Source organism: Keratinibaculum paraultunense, assembly GCF_016767175.1.
Taxonomy (GTDB): domain Bacteria; phylum Bacillota; class Clostridia; order Tissierellales; family Tepidimicrobiaceae; genus Keratinibaculum; species Keratinibaculum paraultunense.
This window is the reverse complement of record NZ_CP068564.1, coordinates 15554-30422: the sequence shown is the minus strand read 5'-3', so window position 1 is coordinate 30422 and position 14869 is coordinate 15554. Positions and strand designations below refer to the sequence as shown.

17 protein-coding genes and 1 rRNA gene are annotated in these 14869 nt (G+C 26.2%); 4 read left to right on the top strand and 14 right to left on the bottom strand.

Annotated elements, in window-relative coordinates; translation table 11 throughout:
- Positions 1-5 precede the first annotated feature (5 nt).
- Positions 6-602: a sulfurtransferase-like selenium metabolism protein YedF gene (yedF, locus tag JL105_RS00155; RefSeq protein ID WP_132027660.1), complete on the bottom strand. Its 597-nt coding sequence runs from the start codon at positions 600-602 to the stop codon at positions 6-8.
- Positions 603-929: 327 nt separating this feature from the next.
- Between yedF and JL105_RS00150 the strand changes: the two genes are divergently transcribed.
- The 3 genes from JL105_RS00150 to JL105_RS00140 all read left to right on the top strand — a co-directional run bounded on the left by JL105_RS00150 (position 930) and on the right by JL105_RS00140 (position 2337).
- Complete coding sequence (locus tag JL105_RS00150; protein ID WP_132027658.1) at positions 930-1328, top strand: hypothetical protein; 399 nt, start codon at positions 930-932, stop codon at positions 1326-1328.
- Positions 1329-1341: 13 nt separating this feature from the next.
- Positions 1342-1710: a DUF2089 domain-containing protein gene (locus tag JL105_RS00145; protein WP_132027656.1), complete on the top strand. Its 369-nt coding sequence runs from the start codon at positions 1342-1344 to the stop codon at positions 1708-1710.
- Between the two features lie 234 nt (positions 1711-1944).
- Positions 1945-2337 (top strand): SHOCT-like domain-containing protein, encoded by a 393-nt coding sequence (locus JL105_RS00140; RefSeq protein WP_132027654.1) that lies wholly within the window; start codon positions 1945-1947, stop codon positions 2335-2337.
- A gap of 36 nt (positions 2338-2373) precedes the next feature.
- On the opposite strand, the gene JL105_RS00135 is transcribed toward JL105_RS00140, so the two are convergent.
- Both JL105_RS00135 and JL105_RS00130 read right to left on the bottom strand, forming a co-directional pair.
- Positions 2374-2964, bottom strand: a complete 591-nt coding sequence (locus tag JL105_RS00135) for a CvpA family protein (protein WP_158280013.1) — start codon at positions 2962-2964, stop codon at positions 2374-2376.
- A 15-nt stretch (positions 2965-2979) separates the two neighbouring features.
- Positions 2980-4077 carry a DUF5711 family protein gene (locus JL105_RS00130; protein WP_132027650.1) on the bottom strand — a complete coding sequence of 366 codons (1098 nt, stop codon included), beginning with the start codon at positions 4075-4077 and terminating at the stop codon, positions 2980-2982.
- 118 nt (positions 4078-4195) lie between these two features.
- Here JL105_RS00130 and pdxR point away from each other — a divergent pair, with 118 nt between their 5' ends.
- On the top strand, positions 4196-5641 hold the full coding sequence (gene pdxR, locus JL105_RS00125) for a MocR-like pyridoxine biosynthesis transcription factor PdxR (RefSeq protein ID WP_132027648.1): 1446 nt from the start codon (positions 4196-4198) through the stop codon (positions 5639-5641).
- Positions 5642-5700: 59 nt separating this feature from the next.
- Here the strand turns inward: pdxR and JL105_RS00120 are convergent, their stop codons facing one another.
- The 11 genes from JL105_RS00120 to rrf form a co-directional block, all read right to left on the bottom strand.
- A complete protein-coding gene (locus JL105_RS00120; RefSeq protein WP_132027646.1) occupies positions 5701-6510 on the bottom strand; it encodes an alpha/beta fold hydrolase in 810 nt (269 codons plus the stop codon).
- A 53-nt stretch (positions 6511-6563) separates the two neighbouring features.
- On the bottom strand, positions 6564-7577 hold the full coding sequence (locus JL105_RS00115; protein WP_132027644.1) for a YkvI family membrane protein: 1014 nt from the start codon (positions 7575-7577) through the stop codon (positions 6564-6566).
- Between the two features lie 56 nt (positions 7578-7633).
- Positions 7634-8272 (bottom strand): bifunctional phosphoribosyl-AMP cyclohydrolase/phosphoribosyl-ATP diphosphatase HisIE, encoded by a 639-nt coding sequence (gene hisIE / locus JL105_RS00110; RefSeq protein ID WP_237722285.1) that lies wholly within the window; start codon positions 8270-8272, stop codon positions 7634-7636.
- A gap of 13 nt (positions 8273-8285) precedes the next feature.
- A complete protein-coding gene (gene hisF / locus JL105_RS00105) occupies positions 8286-9050 on the bottom strand; it encodes an imidazole glycerol phosphate synthase subunit HisF (protein ID WP_132027642.1) in 765 nt (254 codons plus the stop codon).
- Positions 9041-9754, bottom strand: a complete 714-nt coding sequence (hisA, locus tag JL105_RS00100) for a 1-(5-phosphoribosyl)-5-[(5-phosphoribosylamino)methylideneamino]imidazole-4-carboxamide isomerase (RefSeq protein WP_132027640.1) — start codon at positions 9752-9754, stop codon at positions 9041-9043. The genes hisF and hisA overlap by 10 nt, the downstream gene beginning before the upstream one ends.
- 20 nt (positions 9755-9774) lie before the next feature.
- Complete coding sequence (hisB, locus tag JL105_RS00095; RefSeq protein WP_132027638.1) at positions 9775-10353, bottom strand: imidazoleglycerol-phosphate dehydratase HisB; 579 nt, start codon at positions 10351-10353, stop codon at positions 9775-9777.
- Positions 10340-11371 (bottom strand): histidinol-phosphate transaminase, encoded by a 1032-nt coding sequence (gene hisC, locus JL105_RS00090; protein WP_132027636.1) that lies wholly within the window; start codon positions 11369-11371, stop codon positions 10340-10342. The genes hisB and hisC overlap by 14 nt, the downstream gene beginning before the upstream one ends.
- A 3-nt stretch (positions 11372-11374) precedes the next feature.
- Positions 11375-12664 (bottom strand): histidinol dehydrogenase, encoded by a 1290-nt coding sequence (hisD, locus tag JL105_RS00085; RefSeq protein WP_132027634.1) that lies wholly within the window; start codon positions 12662-12664, stop codon positions 11375-11377.
- Position 12665: 1 nt separating this feature from the next.
- Positions 12666-13292, bottom strand: a complete 627-nt coding sequence (gene hisG, locus JL105_RS00080; RefSeq protein WP_132027632.1) for an ATP phosphoribosyltransferase — start codon at positions 13290-13292, stop codon at positions 12666-12668.
- Positions 13293-13297: 5 nt separating this feature from the next.
- Entirely contained in the window at positions 13298-14254 is a 957-nt protein-coding gene (locus tag JL105_RS00075; RefSeq protein ID WP_132027630.1) for an ATP phosphoribosyltransferase regulatory subunit, read from the bottom strand.
- 467 nt (positions 14255-14721) lie between these two features.
- Positions 14722-14839, bottom strand: a 5S ribosomal RNA gene (rrf, locus tag JL105_RS00070).
- Positions 14840-14869: the final 30 nt, after the last annotated feature.

Here is a 14869-nt window from a genome sequence, read left to right as displayed (position 1 = left end):
TACTCCTAACTTATAGTTACAGTATTATTTGGATTTTTTAATTTTTCATATATAGTGTACATATTTGAAATTTCCCCTACCATTACCTTATCTTTTTTATTGAAAAAATCTAAACAAGTGCCACAGGATATAATCTCCACACCTTCTTCTTCTAATTTTTTTAAATCCTCCAATACTTCTGAACCCTCACATGTCAAGTGTACTCCTCCATTATAAAATATTAATGTTTTTGGATAAGGAGTTGCTTCAGTTAATGTATATATAAAAGATTTTATCAATATTTTTCCTAATTCTTCTGAACCCTTACCCATAGTATCAGAGGCAAAAGCAATAGTTAAATCCTTAAAATTACTAGAACTATCTATATCAGCACATACTGTCTCTTCTCCTTTTGTTATAATAATATGAAACTCATCATCACTAATTTTATTTACTTCATATTCATAACCCAAGCTATTAGCTAATTTAGACACATTATTTTTTGCTACTTCATTATCTACTATGGTGACTACCACACCTTCTTTTATTTTATCTAACTCCTTTTTTGTCATAATAACTGGTTTAGGGCAAGCCTTCCCTCTTGCATCTACTTTTATATCCATAAAAAATCCCTCCAATTTTTAGTTTATAAGTATATTATACTATTTTTTAAAAGCTATAAATATAGTTATAATCTATAGGTTGCTACTTATATATAGATAAAATTTATTGCTTTTTTACTTGCCTTTAAAGTAAATTTTAGTATTTAAGATTGTATATTAATTATTTTAATATAAATATTAAAATAATTAATATTTATATTGACATTTTTAAAAAATAATACTATTATAATATTAAAGAAATAAATTATGAAATTAAATTTATTTTATTTACTTATTATACTTTAATATATTAAATCCTTTTATTCATTTTTCATAGGAGGAATTTCATTGAAAGAAAAAATTAGAAGTATATTAAAAAAATTAAATAAAGGAGAGATTACTACTAATGAAGCTTTAGATCAAATTAAAAATGTCCATGAAAATCTAAAACTTCCAAAAAGAAAAGCCTCTAAAATAAAAATTTACATTACAGATGAAGATAAGAATATTAAATTACCAGCAATTCCATTTTGGCTACTAGATCTTTTTATCAGTCTGGGACTTGGATTAGGATCCATTGCACTAAAATTTGTTAATGATATTGATGAAGAAACAAAATCTATATTGGAATCTATCAATAGTGAAGATCTAAGAAAAATATTTAATGAATTAAAAAAATATGGACCTTTTGATATGGTAGATATAGAAGATGGAGATAACACTATAGTAAAAATAAGTATATTATAAAGGATGATGAATTATGAAAAAAGAAGTATTAGGAAGATGCCCTGTATGCGGAAAAGAATTAGAAGTGACTAGTTTAAGTTGTAATAATTGCTACACTAAAATAGAAGGTCACTTTTCCATTTGTAAATTTTGTAAGCTGACAGATGAACAAAAAAATTTCGTTGAGGTATTCATTAAAAATAGGGGAAATATTAAAGAAATAGAAAAAGAATTAGGTATTTCTTATCCAACTGTTAGAAATAAACTTGAAGACGTAATATCTGCTCTAGGTTACAGCCCAAAATATACTGAATCTGAGGTAGATAGAAAGGAAATATTAGAAAGATTGAGTAAAGGAGAAATTACCTCTGAGGAAGCTATAAAACTTCTCAAAGGGGAATAATTCATAATTCTAATGGAGCTATAGAAATAGAAAATATTAATAAAGAATATTATTTTGATTTAGAAACTTCCAGTGGAAATATATATTTAGAGATACCTAATTTGATATATAAAGTCAATGAACAAAAAAATAAAGTTATAGCCCATAGTAAAAATTTTAATGAGGAATTAGATCACTTTAAATTTACTGCGTCTACTTCCAATGGGTCAATAAAAGTATGGAAGGAGGATTAATATGGAAAACAATTTAAAGGAAGAAAAACTACAAATTTTAAAGATGATTGAAGAAAGAAAAATTACTCCTGAAGAAGGTATTAATTTATTAGATGCTTTAGAAAATGTTGAAGAAACTTATGTAGATAACAAACAAGCAAAATGGCTTAAAATAAAAGTTTTTGATCCTGATGATAATACCAAAATCAATGTCACCATACCAATAGCTTTAATAGATGTAGGCATGAAAATGGCAGGAAAATTTGGTCCAGCCTTTGTTCCAGAATTAAAAGAAGCTGATATTAACGAAAATGATTTAAAAGAATTATTTGAAGCTATTAAAAATGGGGCAATGGGTAAACTTGTAGACATAGAATCAGAAGATGGAGAAAAAGTTGAGATAGTAGTAGAATAATCCCAAGTACTTGGGATTATTCTACTATAGCTTCTATTAAATATAAACTTTGTTGCTAAATATTATAAATATCTGCTCTTTTAAATAATTAAACACAAATGAATCAGATATAGCTTTTCCTATAAAAGATTTAGGAAAAATAAAAGCTACTGGATATAATATTAAGTTTAATAGGTATATAATAAAAAGTCCCTTAACTAATCCAAATAATATACCTCCTACTTTATTTAATTGCTTAAGTACTGGTACTTTAAAAATATTAGAGAAAAGTTTCATAATTAAGTTTAATAATTTATTAGATACCCAAAATACCAATCCTATGGCAAAAAATGTGATAATTATTTTTACCAATCCTTTTGAAATCAAATCAGGAATAAATCCTGAATCTTGTTTATTTTTAGTGTAAAATAATATATTAAGTATAAACTCAACTATAGTATTAAATATATTATATATTTTAGGTTTATTAATTATATACTCATATATAAGAGGGTAATATTGTTTAGTTATAATAACAGATATTATAATCTTCAATATACTAAATATAGACACTATAAATCCTAACTTAAAACCACTTATCATTGAAAATATCAATATTATAATCATAATTATATCTATCCAGTTCATAAAAATCACCATATCCTATGCTTTTTTCTCAAATTTCATCAGCTCTATTTTATCTTCATGAATTAATATTAACTTATCCAATTCTTCTATTATTTTCAGTATAGGCTCTTCGCTTTTATATTTAAATAATTCTTCTTCTTTTTTTAGTCCTAATATATATTCATCACCATAAACAATTAAGTATCCATTAAAAGGTAATATCTTCTTATACTCTTCAGTAAAAGAAATTTTCTCTTGAGTTTCCCCATCTATAGATATAGTTTCTATAGTATTACCATAAAGGATATATATTTTTGAACCATCAACATATATATCCTTTATTAATTGAAACTCCTTCTCCCATAATATTTCTTTCTCTTTTAACATATACAAAGAGCCATCTGTCATTATTAATACTTTATCTTTATCGATAAAATTTGTATACAGTATCATTTCATCTTTAATTTCTTTTTCTAATAAAAGTTCATTTCCTTTTTTAAATACCTGTACTTCCGATGTTATTTCATTTTTATCTAATTTTAAACTAGATATTATATATGTAAAATTATCTTCGTTTATATCATAGGTCAATATATTTTTGTCCCCAATAAGAAATTCATCTATTGTATTACCTTCCATATCTAATGTACTTATTCCTTCTTTATTTCCTTTTATAATATGAACTAGAACATTTTTATCCTTTTCTACTATATTCACAATAGGAGTCTCTAAATCTACCCTATGGGCAGTTTCTCCATTAGTGTCTAAAAAATGAATTATTCCAGACGGTTTTTCAAATACATAGATATATTTTTCTCCAACAGATATTCCTGTATTATCAAATATAAAGTCTCTTTCCCATTGTTTATTACCATCAAAATCCAATTTAATAAGTTTATTATCTTTCCAAAGAACTATACTTCCTCCATGAATAAACACCTTTTCTATATCCTCTCCTATAGATATGGATTTTTCTATTATTGGTTCTAAATTAGCAAACAAATTACCATTTATAAATTGAATAAATTTTATTTGATTTTCTTCATTTAAAAAAAACAATATAATTCCTAGTAAAAGTATAATAAATATTTTAAATCCAATATGAGTTTTTCCTTCCTGCTTTTTCTCCGCCATATCACATCACCCTTGTTATAATTCTATACCTTTTTAATAATTCCTTCTAGTTTTTGTTGTAGATATTTTTATATCTGATATAATTAATGTATCGATACATTAAATGGAGGTTATAAATATGTTAATCAATAAAAATCTAAGCACTCCATTATATATACAACTTTATAATAATATCAAAGATATGATAGAAAAGAAAGAAATAAAAGAAGGAGAAAAATTACCTTCTATAAGAAATTTAGCAAAAAAATTAGAAGTTAATAACATAACAATTGTAAACGCCTATAAATTGCTAGAACAAGAAGGCTATATATATTCTGTTAAAGGCAGTGGAACTTATGTAAGAAGCCCTAATTATAATCTAAATGTTTCTTATATGGAAGACGAAAATATGGAACTAATGACAGGGGGAATTCTACCTATTTCTAAAGATAGCATCAATCTAGCTACTGTATCTCCAACTCCTGAAATGTTTCCTATTGCCCAATTTAAGCAATCATTAATTGAGGTTTTAGACAGAGATAAAGGGAGCGCCTTTTTATATCCAGAAATAACAGGATATGAACCCTTTAAAGAATCTATTTGCAATTTCTTAAGTAAAAATTACAATATAAATGTGCCAAAAGACCAAATTTTAGTAATATCTGGTGGACAGCAAGGAATAGATATAATAACTAAAGCTTTAATTTCTCCAGGAGATACTGTATTAGTAGAAAACCCAACTTATTCTGGAGCTATAGCTGCTTTTCAATCCAGAGGTGCTAAAATAATTGGTATTCCTATGAAAAAAGATGGAATGGATTTGGAAATTTTAAATAGGTATATCCAAAGATATAGTCCAAAATTCATATATATGATGACTAACTATCAAAGTCCTACAACCTATTCCTATAGTGAAGATAAAAAAAGAGAATTAATAAATTTAAGTAAAAAATATAACATATATATTATAGAAGATGATTTCTTAACAGATCTAAATTATGATGAGAATATAAAGTTACCATTAAAATCAATAGATCATACAGATAATGTCATATATATTAAAAGCTTTTCTAAAATATTTATGCCAGGGATAAGGATGGGCTTTATGACCGTTCCAGAAAAATTATTTAAAGATATTATAAAAGCTAAACATACAACAGATGTTTCTTCCTCTGGATTTTTACAGAGAGCTTTTGATCTATTTTTAAGAAAAGGATACTGGAAAAAACATATAGACACTGTAAAAAAAGTTTATAAGAATAAGTATAATACTATGATACAAGAATTAGATAAACTTAAAAAATATGATATTTCATTTGTCAAACCCAACGGGGGACTTAGTATCTGGGTAAAACTACCAGAAAACATAGATTGTGTTGAATTATATAATGAATGTAAAGAAAACAATGTAGCTATAGTTCCTGGTAAAATATTTTTTATAAATGACAGTATATATTCTAATTATATACGTTTAAGTTTTGGTGCAGTATCCAATGAAGAAATAGTTGAAGGAATTAGAATCATAGAAAAAAACATTAAAAAACTATATAAATCTGAAGATAATAAGTATTTACCTTTCGTATAAAAAGACTGCAAAAGGGACAGTTCTTTTTGCAGTCCATTTTTTCCCAGTTTTTATAGGAATTATTGTATATTTTTTATACTTTCTAAAAAATCCATTACTATTGATATAAACTCTTCTGGTTTTTCATACATTGAAGCATGACCAGCTCTTTTAATTATTATCCATTTAGAGCCTTCTATCTCTTCGTGAATAAGCTTTTGATATCCTATAGGTGTGATAATGTCAAATTCAGAACTTATTATTAATGTTGGGCTTTTAATATTTTTAAGTTCATCATATACATTAAAGTTTCTTGCACTTTCTATACCCCTCTTAAATCTTTGATACCATTCTTCATTTAACATTTTTTCAAAAGTCTTTCCCTTTGCTTTAATTTCTTCATAATTTTTTTCATAATAATGATAGGAATATATATAGGGCATAATTAGAGTAGAAAAAATTTCACCGTCCAAAGTTGAAGCTCCATAAATCCAACCTCTTCCTATATCTCTCATGATATTAGTAGTATAACTATCTGTATTGGAGAGTATTAAAGACTTTACCTTTGTAGGGTGCTTTATGGCAAAAGTTAAAGCTACTTTCCCACCATAGGAAGTTCCCAATATATGAACTTTTTTCAAATTTAATTCTCCCAAAAATTGATTTAAAAATTCCACTTGAGTATCTATAATATATTTATCTTCACAACTATCAGATCTACCTTGATCTAATAGGTCAACAGTTATCATTCTATAATCTTTAGATACAATTTTAGCAAAAGGAATCCAGCTACTAGTACTCATCATCATTCCATTTAAAAATACTATAGGTTCACCACTGCCATATTCTCTATAATATATATTTTTATCTAATATTTTTACATAAGGCACTTTATCAGCTCCTAATATTTTTTATATTAATAATATTATAACAGAAAAACAAACTACAAAATAAAAATTCCTATCATCACCATAATACCAATCAATCCAGATATTGGATATAAAACTCCCACTAGATTAGAGAAACCTATTTTAGCTAATGGAATAGTAGATATACAAAATAAAGCTGTAGAAAATATATTATTTTTATCTTTAGATATCCTATTCATAAATCCAAAACCATTTGCCAATGCAGTAGTAAACATAGCTATCCATAAAATTATTGCATAGGATTTTCTATAATGTTTTCCTACATAATCACATACTTTTAACATGGGAATATCTAGAATAAATACTTCATTATAATATACAAGAATAGAAGTCAATATGGATAATCCAAGGACAAATAATATAATACCTCCTAAAGTTCCTCCTATTGCAGCTGTTTTTTTACTATCAATTAGAGGAAGAAGGGAAGAAAATACTATGATTATAATTAACGAATTGGAACCAAAATATAATAAAGATGAGGTTATGAAATTTCCTTTTTTAGTTATATTAGCTCCCTTAATATTAGAAAAATTATATCCACCATTTATATTTACATAAAAGGTGATAAATATTATCCCAATAATCAACAAAGGTACTAATATAGAATTGATAAAAGATAAGCCTTCTAAACTAAATAGAAAAACCAGAAAAGCACATATTATCATAAATATAACTCCAATATTAAAGGAAAGATTTAATTCCTGTTTGAATATGGCACCACTTCCAGCCACCATAACACTAAATCCAGTATACAATGAAAATATCATTATAGTGTCCAATATAAAGCCAAATCTTTTTCCAAAAATATTTAATACTAATTCTTCAAAACCATTTATTTTTTTATTATATATTTTAATTAACAATAAACTTCCTACTAGAGAAAATAATAAACCTGCTATAACAATACCCCATATTCCTTTAATACCATATACTCCAAAAAATTCTATAATTTCCCTACCAGAAGCAAATCCTGCCCCTATTACTGTTCCCACATATATAGATGCAATTTTAATCCAATTTTTATTCATTATAAGCCTCCTCTCCACTAACTAATAATATTAGAAAGGAGGCTATCCTATTACTATTAACTTCTTCTGCTAATAAGTTCTTCTTCTATATCTTTTATGGATATATTTTCATTTACCATAAGGACTAATGTATGATATATTAAGTCACTTATTTCATATATTAATTCTTCTCTATTGTTTTTAGCTCCAATTATTACTTCTGACGCTTCTTCTCCTATTTTTTTAAGTATTTTATCTATTCCTTCTCTAAATAGATAATTGGTATAGGAACCTTCTTTAGGATTATTCTTTCTATCTTCCAATAAGGAATAAAGTTCTTCAATTATATTTATATTTTTATATTTTGTTTCCAGTACTTTATTAAAAAAACATGAATAATTTCCAGTATGACAAGCTACTCCTACTTGCTCTACTATTAATAAAATACTATCCTTATCACAATCATAATAAAAACCTTTGAGCTTTTGAATGTTTCCTGAAGTTTCTCCTTTTTTCCACAGTTTTTCTCTACTTCTACTATAATAATATACAACACCTTCTTGAAAAGTTTTTTCGATGGATTCTCTATTCATATAAGCAAGCATCAATACCTCTTTAGTTTTCACATCTTGAGCTATAGCAGGTACTAATCCTCTATCATCAAATTTTATTTCTTTTATTATATCTTCAACTTTTTTATTAATTTTAACTCCCACCTTTCCATTAAAATTATTTTTTATCTATCAAAGAAATTCCTTTGCTTTTTAAATATTTTTTTAAATCACAAATTTTAATTTCCCCATAATGAAATACAGAAGCTGCTAAAACCCCATCAACATTTGCTAATAGAATAACATTATAAAAATCTTCAAATTTTCCAGCTCCTCCTGATGCAATTATAGGAACATCTACAGCAGATTTAACTGTTTTTAATAACTCAATATCATAGCCATTTTTCATTCCATCTGTATCAATGCTATTTACCACTATTTCTCCAGCTCCTAAATCAACTACTTTCTTAATCCAATCTATTGCGTCTAATCCTGTATCTAAACTACCCCCATTTGTATATATATTCCATCCACCTTCCATGTTCTTTTTTACATCAACAGCTACAACTAATCTTTTACTGCCAAATTGCATAGCTATTTCCTTAACTAAGTTAGGATTTTTTATAGCTGCAGAATTTATGGATACTTTTTCTGCTCCAATATTTATGCAATTTTCAACATCTTCAACAGAAGTTATTCCTCCTCCTACGCAAAATGGTATATTTATTTTTGAAACTATTTTACTAATCGATAGAAGATCAGTTTTCCTTTTTTCAATAGAAGCATTTATGTCATAAAAAATAATTTCATCAGCTCCTGTATTACAGTAGTATTCTACCAAATAATCTATACTATCTACATCAACTATATTCTTAAAATTTTTACCCTTGACTACTCTTCCATTTATCATATCAATACAAGGGATTATTCTTACTATAGACATTCTATCACTTCCTTATAGCTTAATATATTCTCATAAAAAGCTCTTCCAATAATTGCTCCATATAAATCTAGTTTTTTTAATAATTTTACATCTTCTAATGAGGATATACCTCCTGAAGCAATAATATTAAGATTTGTATTTTCCTTTAGTTTTCTATATATATTAAAATTTGGACCTGTAAGCATACCATCCTTTGATATATCTGTGTATATTACAGTGCTAACCCCTATTTCCTCAAGTATTTTACATAAATCCATGGAATTTATTTCATTTATAGTTTCCCAACCTCTTGTTGCAACTCTTCCATCTTTTGCATCAATGGAGACTACAATTTTTTCATTTCCGTATATACCTATTAATTTTTGTAAAAGCTCCATATTTTCTACTGCTACAGTACCCATAATCACTCTACTAGCTCCTAACTCTAAAATTTCTTCTACCTTCTTTTCATCCCTTATTCCTCCACCTACTTGAACAGGAATATTTACCTCTTTAATAATTCTTTCTATGGATTTTTTATTTATTAAATTATCTCCTATTGAACCATTTAAATCTACCAAATGTAAATAGTCAGCTCCTTCTTCTTGCCATTTTAATGCTACTTCTATGGGATTTGAATAATATACTTTCATATGGTTAAATTTCCCTTGAGATAGCATTACACATTTATTGTCTTTAATATCAATTGCAGGTAATATTAACATAATTATCTTCCTTTCTATTTTTATATTACTCCTTTAGAAGATGGTAAATCTTTTGAAATTATAATTGTAGCTTCCTTTAATGCTCTGGAAAAACCTTTAAATATAGATTCTATTTTATGGTGATCATTTTCTCCATATAATAAATTTATATGGAGAGTAATCCCAGAGTGATAAGTAAAAGCTTTAAAAAACTCCTTAAAACTTTGAGTATTCATTTCTCCTAATTTTTCAGATTTAAAATCAACATTAAATATTAAATATGGGCGACCACTAATATCTACATTTACAAGGGATAAAGATTCATCCATGGGAATATAAATACTTGAATATCTTTGAATACCTTTCTTATCACCTAATGCTTCATTAAAAGCTTGTCCCAAAGCGATTCCTATATCTTCTACAGAATGGTGATCATCTACATGTAAATCACCTTCACAAATTACTTTTAAATTAAATTTGCCATGAAATGCCATTAAATTAAGCATATGATCTAAAAAACCTATACCAGTATCAATTTGGTTTTCACCTGTTCCATCTATATCAATACATACCAATATATTGGTTTCATTTGTTTTTCTTGTAATTTTAGCTGTTCTCATTTTCTAAAATCTCCTTTAAACTTTTTATAAATTCTTCATTTTCCCATCTATTTCCTACAGTAACCCTATAATAATTTTCTAAATCTTTAGAAAAACTTCGTATTAGTATTCCCTTTTCATTTAATTTTTCATCAAGTTTAGAAACTTCAGATTTAAAAAATATAAAATTGCCATTAGATGGGTATACTTCTATAGGAAATTTTTTTAGTTCATTATAAAGATATTTTCTTTCCTTTTTTACCTCTTCTATATATTGAAACATTTTCTCCTTTTCTCTCAAAGCCTTCACACCTACATACTGACTTATGGAATTTAAATTATAAGGGGACTTTACTTTGTTTATAATATCGATTATATGTTTATTTGATACCATATAACCTACTCTTATAGCTGCAAGCCCAAAAGCTTTAGATAATGTTCTTAATACTATTAAATTTTCATATTGGGAGATGTATTCTACCATGGAACCTTGAGCAAATTCTATATATGCTTCATCAACAACTACTAGGGAATCTGTATTATTTAGTAGCTTTTTAATTTCATATTTATTCATCAAATAACCTGTGGGATTGTTAGGATTGCATATAAATATGATTTTAGGTTTTATATTTTTTGCTTCTTCAATTAATACATCAACATCTTGAACAAAATTTTCATTGCTATTAATGCCTATAAACTTAGCTGAATAAATTTGACTAAATATCTGATACATACTAAAAGTAGGAATAAAGCTTAAAATAATATCTCCTTTATCTATAAATGCTTTCATGACCAATTCTATCATCTCACTAGAACCATTTCCTGCTACTATATTATTAGGATCTACATTTAAATATTTTCCTATTTCATCTCTCAATAATGAAGAATCACCATCTGGATATAAATTTAATTTTAATTCATCACCTATATCTGAAAAAAATATGTTTTCCCCCTCATTAGCATCTAATTTTATCCTATAGGGTTTTTTATTTGGTTCATATTTGTTTATATTTTCAATATTTTCTTTTACTAATTTCATATATTACATCTCCTCAAATCTTATTTTTATTGAATTAGCATGGCCTGGTAATCCTTCTTCTTTAGCCATTCTTATAATACAATCCTTTGATTTCATCAAAGCTTCTTTATCATAATATATAAGTGAAGTTTTCTTAATAAAATCATCTACAGATAAAGGGGAAGAAAATCTAGATGTGGAGCTTGTAGGTAAAATATGATTAGTACCTGCAAAATAATCCCCTAAAGGTTCAGGAGAATATTCTCCTAAAAAAATGGCTCCTGCATTTTTAATATTTTTATATATATCAAAAGGATTTTCAGTTAATATTTCTAAATGTTCTGGTGCTATTTCATTGGCTATTTCTATAGATTCCTCCAAAGAATCTGTTATTATTATGGCACTATAGTTTTTTAATGCTTTTTTTATAACTTCCTTCCTGTCATTATGTTTAATTTGAAGTTCTATTTGGTATAGTACCTCTTTTACAATTGGTTCCCAGGATGTTACTAATATTGCTGCTGCTCTTTCATCATGCTCTGCTTGTGAAATTAAATCAGCTGCAATATATTTAGGATTAGCCCATTTGTCTGCAATTATTAAAATTTCGCTTGGTCCTGCTAGCATATCTATACCTACATATCCAAAAAGTTGTTTTTTAGCTATTGTTACATATATGTTGCCTGGTCCTGTTATTTTATCTACTTTAGGAATACTTTCTGTTCCAAAAGCTAGAGCTCCTATACCTTGAGCACCACCTACTTTATATATTTTATCTACTCCAGATATATGAGCTGCTGCAAGAATAGAATCCTTTATATTTCCGTCTTTATCAGGAGGAGTAATCATTATTATTTCCTTTACCCCTGCAATTTTAGCAGGGACAACATTCATAAGTACTGTAGAAGGGTAGGCAGCTTTTCCACCTGGTACATATACGCCAACTTTTTCTATAGGTTTTATAATTTGACCTAATATAGTATTCTCCTTTTCTATGAAATAAGATTTTTTTAATTGTTTTTTATGATATATTTCAATATTCTCTTTAATATTAATCAAGTCTTCTTTTAGTTGTGTATTTATATTATTCATAGCTTCTTCCATTTCATATTTAGAGACTAAAAAATCTTCTATCCAAACACCATCAAATTCTTTAGTATATTTTTTTAATGCTTCATCTTTATAAGTTTTTACTTGATATAATATATCCTTTACTTGATTATTTATCTTTTCTATTTCTAATTGGTTTCTTTTTAATAGTTTTTCTATAAATTTTTTATCCTCTGAATTTTTATTTTTTATAACTTTTATCATGTTAATGTTTCAACTCCTTTAACTTTTCAACTAAATTAAAAATTCTATCATATTTAAATCTATAACTTATTCGATTACATATAAGCCTTGCACTTATATCAAACATTTCCTCTATTATATAAAGTCCATTGGCTTTTAATGTATTGCCTGTTTCTACTAAATCCACTATTACATCTGATAAACCTACTAACGGAGCTAATTCTACAGAACCATTTAATTTTATTATTTTAATTTTTTGTTGTTTCTTATCAAAATACTTTTTAGTTATATTAGGATAGGATGTTGCAACTTTAAGTAACTTATCTTTGGAATAAGTGTGTTTATTTTTTTTCCCAGCTACTGCAAACTTACATTTTCCAAATCCTAAATCATAAATTTCATACACATCACTATCCTTTTCCAGTATAATATCCTTTCCTACCACCCCTAAATCTGCAACTCCATTTTGTACATAAGTAACTACATCTAAAGGCTTTACGTATATATAATTAATTTTATTTTTTTCATCTTTAAAAATAAGTTTCCTAGAATTAATATCTATGGAATCCCCTAATCCAATTTTTTTAAAAACAGTAGAAGCTTCTTTGCCAATCCTACCTTTTGATATAGCTATGCTTATAGAATCCATATTGTTTACCTCCTTGTGTTTATAATATTAGCAATTTCATCTAATTCTACTGAAAAACCTATAGCTGAAACTTTTTCCCCAAAATATTCCGTGAAAGAATCATACCTACCTCCTTTTATAATTTCTTTAAAACTATTGGGATAATATCCTTTAAATATAACCCCATCATAATAATCTAATTCTGTAATCATAGATAAATCAAAACAAACATATTTTGAATATCCTTCTTTTTTAATAAAATCTCCTAAAATTATCAGTTCCTCTAAAGCTTTTTCCATAATTTTGTTTGTATAAAACTTTTCTGCTCTTTTTATAACCTGAGAAATATTACCTTGAAATTCAAATATATTTGCCAAACAATCTATTATTTTACTTGGTAAATTTAATTTTTTAATATAATCAAACATTTCAAACTTATTTTTTCTATATATAATATTTTTTAATTGTTTTTCTTGTATTTTATCTATATTTATATCTTCTAAAAGTCCATAGATATACTTACTATTGGATATTTCCATTATAAACTTATCATTAAACTTATTTAAAATATTCAATGCTAGAACTATTACTTCTATATCAGACTCAAAATCAAATCCTCCTAAATATTCAATTCCTAATTGTTTTATTTCTTCAATATTTGAATTATTTACATTTTTAAATATTGAAGAATTATAAAATAATTTAAGTTGCATTCCTTGTTTCCATTTAGGAATAATATTTTTTATTATATTAGTGGTATTATCAGGTCTTAATGCTACTACATCAGAATTTCCATTTATTATTTTAACCAAAGACTCTTTACCTATTTTTTTATAAAAGGATTCAAGCTCATCTAAATTCTCATATAGTGATGGTTCAATATAAAAATAACCTTCTTCTATAAACATATCTTCAATCTCCCTTTGTATTCTATATTTTTGACTATGATATTTTATTTCATCTTCAATTTTTAAATATTCCATTTAATTCACCTTACCTTTTAATAATATTTTTAATAAAATAAAAAGCATAATAATAAAAAATACAGGAACCATATAGATGTACCTATATGATTCCTGTATTTTTTCTTCTATATCATCATAGGTACAATCCCAAAATATAAAATAGCTTAATAAAATATAAGATATTTTATTAAAGTATTGCCAAATTAGGCAAACACAATTAGGGATTGTACCTATGAACTATTTCTAGTCTAGGTTACAGTCCCTACCTATAATGATGGTGAAGTTGTATATTCAATTTTATTATATTAAGTATAAACATATTTATTCTCCTTAAAATATTTTATCTATTTAATGCGATAAAGTACTAAATAATATTATACTATAAAAAAATTTTTTTTCAAGGTTTTTTTATAAGTAAAAAAATAAATAAAAAAAGCCCTACTTCGACCTACGAAATAGGACTTTATATTTAGATTTATTATGTAATCTGGCAGCGTCCTACTCTCCCAGGGCGTCTCCACCCAAGTACCATCGGCGCTAAGAGGCTTAACTTCTGTGTTCGGTATGGAATACAGGTGTATCCCTCTTGCCATTGCCACCAGATGTTTTATGTATTTTTTTATTGACAACCGC

Bases quoted from the DNA above. Each gene is read 5' to 3' on its own strand.
- hisB (WP_132027638.1), bottom strand. From the start codon at position 10,353: ATGAGAACAGCTAAAATTACAAGAAAAACAAATGAAACCAATATATTG.
- JL105_RS00130 (WP_132027650.1), bottom strand. From the start codon at position 4,077: ATGGCGGAGAAAAAGCAGGAAGGAAAAACTCATATTGGATTTAAAATA.
- pdxR (WP_132027648.1), top strand. From the start codon at position 4,196: ATGTTAATCAATAAAAATCTAAGCACTCCATTATATATACAACTTTAT.
- yedF (WP_132027660.1), bottom strand. From the start codon at position 602: ATGGATATAAAAGTAGATGCAAGAGGGAAGGCTTGCCCTAAACCAGTT.
- hisG (WP_132027632.1), bottom strand. From the start codon at position 13,292: ATGGATTCTATAAGCATAGCTATATCAAAAGGTAGGATTGGCAAAGAA.
- JL105_RS00140 (WP_132027654.1), top strand. From the start codon at position 1,945: ATGGAAAACAATTTAAAGGAAGAAAAACTACAAATTTTAAAGATGATT.
- JL105_RS00135 (WP_158280013.1), bottom strand. From the start codon at position 2,964: ATGAACTGGATAGATATAATTATGATTATAATATTGATATTTTCAATG.
- hisD (WP_132027634.1), bottom strand. From the start codon at position 12,664: ATGATAAAAGTTATAAAAAATAAAAATTCAGAGGATAAAAAATTTATA.
- hisA (WP_132027640.1), bottom strand. From the start codon at position 9,754: ATGTTAATATTACCTGCAATTGATATTAAAGACAATAAATGTGTAATG.
- JL105_RS00145 (WP_132027656.1), top strand. From the start codon at position 1,342: ATGAAAAAAGAAGTATTAGGAAGATGCCCTGTATGCGGAAAAGAATTA.
- JL105_RS00075 (WP_132027630.1), bottom strand. From the start codon at position 14,254: ATGGAATATTTAAAAATTGAAGATGAAATAAAATATCATAGTCAAAAA.
- JL105_RS00115 (WP_132027644.1), bottom strand. From the start codon at position 7,577: ATGAATAAAAATTGGATTAAAATTGCATCTATATATGTGGGAACAGTA.
- hisF (WP_132027642.1), bottom strand. From the start codon at position 9,050: ATGTCTATAGTAAGAATAATCCCTTGTATTGATATGATAAATGGAAGA.
- hisC (WP_132027636.1), bottom strand. From the start codon at position 11,371: ATGAAATTAGTAAAAGAAAATATTGAAAATATAAACAAATATGAACCA.